Below are 4,483 nucleotides of genomic sequence, written 5' to 3'. Positions count from 1 at the left end.
GAACCATGAGTACATGGCCCAACCGGGGGCGCCTCCGGCGGCCCCTGCGGGGGGCTGGAATAATGAAAGTCAGAACAGCCAGAAGAGAAGTCAGACCATCCCGGTCGGACTCAAGCCAATAGGCCTCCTCGAAAGCCGGTGCGGTTCAGCACGGCCATGCTCGTCGGCATTGCGGAGCAGGCGCGTGATCTTGCCATTGACTATGCCAAGTTGCGTGAACAATTCGGCCGTCCCATTGGTGCTTTCCAGGCAGTGAAGCACGCATGCGCGGACATGGCGGTCCGGGCCGAGCTCGCCAAGGTCCAGATGTATCGAGCGGCAGTTGCCTTCAACGAGCAGGACGAAGATGTCGATCTCCAGATTCTCGCGGCCAAGGCCGTCGCCGCGCGTGGTGCCTTGCAGAATGCTGCCGCGGCCATCCAAGTTCATGGAGGGATGGGCTTTACGGCCGAATGCGACATCCACCGCCTGCTCAAGCGCGCGCATGTGCTAGAGCATTCGGGCCGAGTCATTCAACGCAATCTCGATCGATTCCTGGAATCTCGGCAGGCGCAAGCGGGCGGCGCACGCGACTGAGTTGATCAGCCCGTATCAAACCCAGGCCTATCTCCGGTTGTCGGGTTGGCGAGCCATCGCCTAGTGTGGTGCGCCAAGCAGTTATGTACTTGTCCAACAGACCGACGTGGACGGGTGAGTGAAGCTGCCAAACGGATTGGACCCATCGGCGCCCATCACAATGCCAATCCGATGAATGTGGACGGCATGGCAGCGGCGCAATGCGTATCCGCACCGCGCCGCAAGCCAAGCATTTCGACACTGTGCTTCCGAAGCAACTCTGAGTCACTCGTCAGAGCGCGTAGCAGACACTCGTCGATGTAAGCCTTGTCCCTCTGCAGGCGCGACAGATCGACCCACCAGCCCATGCCAGCCATCAGCCATTTGAAGTCGACTAGATTGAGGAAGCGGTCGCTTCCTTCCGGGTCTTTGATGTGTGGCGCAATCATACGTACAACAACTTCGAGTGCTGATCACTAGGCAGCAGCCCGTTGTGCAAAGGTCCGCTCGAACACGCCTTCGGCGATACGGTTCTTCAGCATTTCGGTCGAGCCGCCGGCGATCATCCATCCACGCGTGCGCCGCACGCAGTATTCGACGATGGACTCCTGGCTGTAACCGGTACCACCCATGACTTGCATGGCTTCGTTTGCGACCTCCCATCCCGCCTGGTTACAGGCCAATTTTGCCAGAGCGGTACTCTGGGCGGAGGGAAGACCGTGTTCGCCCTCCAGCGCTGCCTTGTACAGGAGGAGCTGCGCGGTCTCGAGCTTGAGCTTCATCTCGGCAAACTTCCACTGTATTCCCTGAAATTCGCAGAGCTGGCGGCCGAATTGCTTGCGCACCATCGCATGCTCTCGCGCAATATTGAAGCAGTGCCGCCCCAGTGCAAGCGCCCTGCTCGAGTTACCCAGCCTTTCCACGTTGAAGCCTGCGATCTGCTTCTTGAACCCGCCGGCGCCCAAAAGCACGTTCGACCGCGGTACCCGGCAGTTCTCGAAGAACAGCGGGCTCCACGTTTCCCCACTCATGAACGGCGAGGGTGAGCCCACTTGCAGGCCTGACGCATCACGCTCCACCAGGACAGATCCGATTCCATTGACACCCGGCCCGAAGCGAACGTACACGAGGAACAGGTCCGCATCGGGACTGTGCGTCGAGAATACCTTGCTGCCATTGATGACCACGTCGTCGCCGTCCAACGCCGCAGTGGTCTTCAGCTCGGTGACGGCGGATCCCGCATCGGGCTCGCTCATGCACAAGGCGATGAGTTTTGTCCCGGCCAGCAAGCCTGGGAGGTACTTGCGCTTTTGCTCGGGGGTCGCGTACTCCACGAATGTGCGAATGGCACCGAAGTTGCCCGCTTGCACGATGTCCGCGCTCTTCGGGCAAACGAGCGCCACCTCCTGTATCGCGAGAACGGCGTGCAGCAGCGTCCCGCCCTGGCCGCCGTCCTCCTCGGAAAAGGCGATACCCAGAAGGCCTTGGTCGGCCAGAAGCCCCGCAACGTCCCACGGGAACCGACAGGAATGCGCGCGCTCCAGGGCGCCCGCGGCAAGCTTGTGCTGCGCGAATTTCCGCACGGCTTCTGCGAAGGACCTGTGCTCTTCGCTCAGTTCGAAATACATTCCGTCTCCATCTGAAGGATGCGGGACATCCGGGCACCAGAAAACGATCTCGAGTCTCCCGCCCGCACCGGGAGATTCACCGTTCAGGGCGAAGTGGGTTTGGTAAGCAGCCCTTCGGCCCGAGTCGCCGTACCCGCGTCCTGCGTAGAGTTTGCCCATCGGTGACCACCCTGACTTGACCATGCGTGAAGGCAGCGTTCTTACGGGGCAAGCCGGCAAAGCCAGACGAGGGGCCGTCGCGTCTGAGCCCGAGTCTATGATTGCTCTTCTGATCGTTCGAGCACAGAGCCGGCAATATGTCCTCGCTTCGTCGGTGGACCCAAGCACATGAAGCACATCAGCACAACAGATCTTGAAATATTCGTGTCCGCCGTGGATGAGCAGAGTCTCTCCAAGGCAGCTGATCGCAACGGCTTGGTGATTTCCGCCGTCAGCAAGCGGATTTCCGAAGTGGAGCGGCACCTTGGGGTCAAACTGTTGAACAGACATGGCAGAGGCGTCGAGCCGACACCCGCCGGCGACCTCCTCCATCGGCAAGCGAAAGCGCTGTTGCGATCGGTGAACGAGCTCGAAACATCGATACGCTTGTTCAGCTCCGACGGATTGCCCACTGTGCGATTGGCATCGAATCGAACGACGATCCTGCAGTTCCTACCGCAGCACCTTTCTGGTTACCTGGTGGCGCGTCCCGAGATCAGCATTGACTTGCTGGAACATAGAAGCATCGACATTCCGCGCCTGGTGTCAGGGGGCGCTGCGGACATCGGGATCTACCATGGACAGCACGCCGCGACCGGCGTGATCTCCTATCCTTACTGTTCGGATCGGGTGGGACTTGTCGTCCCGAATGGGCACGCATTGGCAGAGAAAGCGAACATCGGTCTCGAGGAAGCCCTGGACTACCCATTCATCGGTAGCTTTCCCATGGACTCGATCGAGTTGTTCATGCAGCTCGCGGGGCGAACCCTGTCGCGGCCTCCCACCGTCCGGATGCAAGTGACCAACCTCGAGGCGAGGTGCATGATGGTCGGCTACGGACTTGGAGTCGCCCTCGTTCCCGAGAGCATTGCCGAGCGATACCTGGTCTGTTTCAACCTGAAGCTGCTGAAACTTTCGGACCACTGGGCGGAGCGGCAGTTTTGGATTTGCATCGCCGATGCGCGGACGGCAAGGCAACCCATTCCAGACCTGGTCAGCCACTTGCGCCAGCGGGCCGCTTCAGCCAAAGGAAGCCCTGGTGCAACGGAAAGCGATTTTGGGAGTGGCCAGGCTGCGTGACACCCGCATCGAAGCAACACCGATCCCCACGAACGCCTGCGGGTGCGCCATCGAGAGCGACCTCGACGAAGGTGTTGAGCGCATCCCAGTTGCTCAAGGCATATCCGAACCCCTCGCCCAGCAGCGACCCGCGAGTCACGGCGCGGGAGAAGCGAACCTTCGCCAGGACAATGGTCAAGCGGAGGTCATTCCGGACTGACAGTCGCCCGCTGCGCCGATCGTCAGATGAAACGCGCGCGAAGTGTACACAAGGTGCGCAACATCGTCGGCCTGTACATGGACCCGCCGCCGATGGCGATCGGTGCTGTGCGTGGATGAGAAGAGCCATATCCAGGCGCTGGACCGCACGCAGCCGTTGCTGCCCCTGGCGCCGGGTATCCCCGAGCGGCGCACCCACGACTACGAGCGCCACGGCACGACGACGCTTTTTGCGGCGCAGGACATCGCCACCGGGACGGTCATCGGCGAGGTGCATCGTCGCCACCGCAGCGCAGAGTTTCTTCAGTTCCTGCGCACCATCGAGGCCAACGTATCGCCGGCGCTGGACATCCATCTCGTCATGGACAACTACGGCACGCACAAGACGCCATCCATCAAGACCTGGCTTGCAAGGCGTCCGCGCTTGCATGTGCACTTCACCCCCACCTCGGCATCGTGGCTGAACCAGGTGGAGCGCTGGTTTGCCACGCTGACGCGGCGCCGCATCCGCCGCGGCACGCATCGCTCGACGCGGCAACTCGAGCAAGCCATCAAGCACGACCTTGACGTCCACAACGCCAAGTCGAAGCCCTTCGTCTGGTCCAAGACCGCCGAGGACATCCTAGCCAGCGTCGAGAGGTTTTGTCTGCGAACCGCAAAGAACTTGTCCGTAATTTATGTTGACGTCGGCAGGTACCTTGCGGAAGGCAATGATGGCAGCGGCAAGGTGGTTGAGGGCGACGAAGCTGCGCTCGAGTTTCTCGTAGCGCACGAGCAGCTTGCGGAAGCGGTTGAACCAGCTATGGCAGACCTCGACGACCCAG

General features: G+C 61.1%; 5 protein-coding genes and 1 pseudogene. 3 read left to right on the top strand and 3 right to left on the bottom strand.

Annotated elements, in window-relative coordinates:
• Nucleotides 1-138 precede the first annotated feature (138 nt).
• Complete coding sequence (locus tag AC1DF3_RS36575) at nt 139-576, top strand: acyl-CoA dehydrogenase family protein (protein WP_478142750.1); 438 nt, start codon at nt 139-141, stop codon at nt 574-576.
• A 155-nt stretch (nt 577-731) separates the two neighbouring features.
• On the opposite strand, the gene AC1DF3_RS36570 is transcribed toward AC1DF3_RS36575, so the two are convergent.
• Both AC1DF3_RS36570 and AC1DF3_RS36565 read right to left on the bottom strand, forming a co-directional pair.
• The gene (locus AC1DF3_RS36570) at nt 732-1,004 is read right to left on the bottom strand and encodes a hypothetical protein (RefSeq protein WP_478142749.1); all 273 of its coding nucleotides are present in this window, start codon (nt 1,002-1,004) and stop codon (nt 732-734) included.
• Between the two features lie 27 nt (nt 1,005-1,031).
• On the bottom strand, nt 1,032-2,183 hold the full coding sequence (locus AC1DF3_RS36565) for an acyl-CoA dehydrogenase family protein (protein WP_478142748.1): 1,152 nt from the start codon (nt 2,181-2,183) through the stop codon (nt 1,032-1,034).
• 327 nt (nt 2,184-2,510) lie between these two features.
• Here AC1DF3_RS36565 and AC1DF3_RS36560 point away from each other — a divergent pair, with 327 nt between their 5' ends.
• Nucleotides 2,511-3,461, top strand: a complete 951-nt coding sequence (locus AC1DF3_RS36560; RefSeq protein ID WP_478142747.1) for a LysR family transcriptional regulator — start codon at nt 2,511-2,513, stop codon at nt 3,459-3,461.
• Nucleotides 3,462-3,704: 243 nt separating this feature from the next.
• Nucleotides 3,705-4,326: pseudogene (locus AC1DF3_RS36555) on the top strand (IS630 family transposase); the annotation flags it as partial.
• Here the strand turns inward: AC1DF3_RS36555 and AC1DF3_RS36550 are convergent.
• Nucleotides 4,282-4,483, bottom strand: a 202-nt coding sequence (locus AC1DF3_RS36550) for a transposase (RefSeq protein ID WP_478142751.1), incomplete at its 5' end; no start/stop codon positions are given. The pseudogene AC1DF3_RS36555 and the gene AC1DF3_RS36550 sit on opposite strands and share 45 nt — an antisense overlap.

The organism is Variovorax sp. 10N432 (genome assembly GCF_056394465.1).
The sequence above is the reverse complement of the archived record's forward strand: the minus strand, read 5'-3'. Positions and strand labels throughout refer to the sequence as shown.

What these genes read in the sequence shown, in the direction of transcription:
- AC1DF3_RS36570 (WP_478142749.1), bottom strand. Translation starts at nt 1,004, where the DNA reads ATGATTGCGCCACACATCAAAGACCCGGAAGGAAGCGACCGCTTCCTC.
- AC1DF3_RS36565 (WP_478142748.1), bottom strand. Translation starts at nt 2,183, where the DNA reads ATGTATTTCGAACTGAGCGAAGAGCACAGGTCCTTCGCAGAAGCCGTG.
- AC1DF3_RS36560 (WP_478142747.1), top strand. Translation starts at nt 2,511, where the DNA reads ATGAAGCACATCAGCACAACAGATCTTGAAATATTCGTGTCCGCCGTG.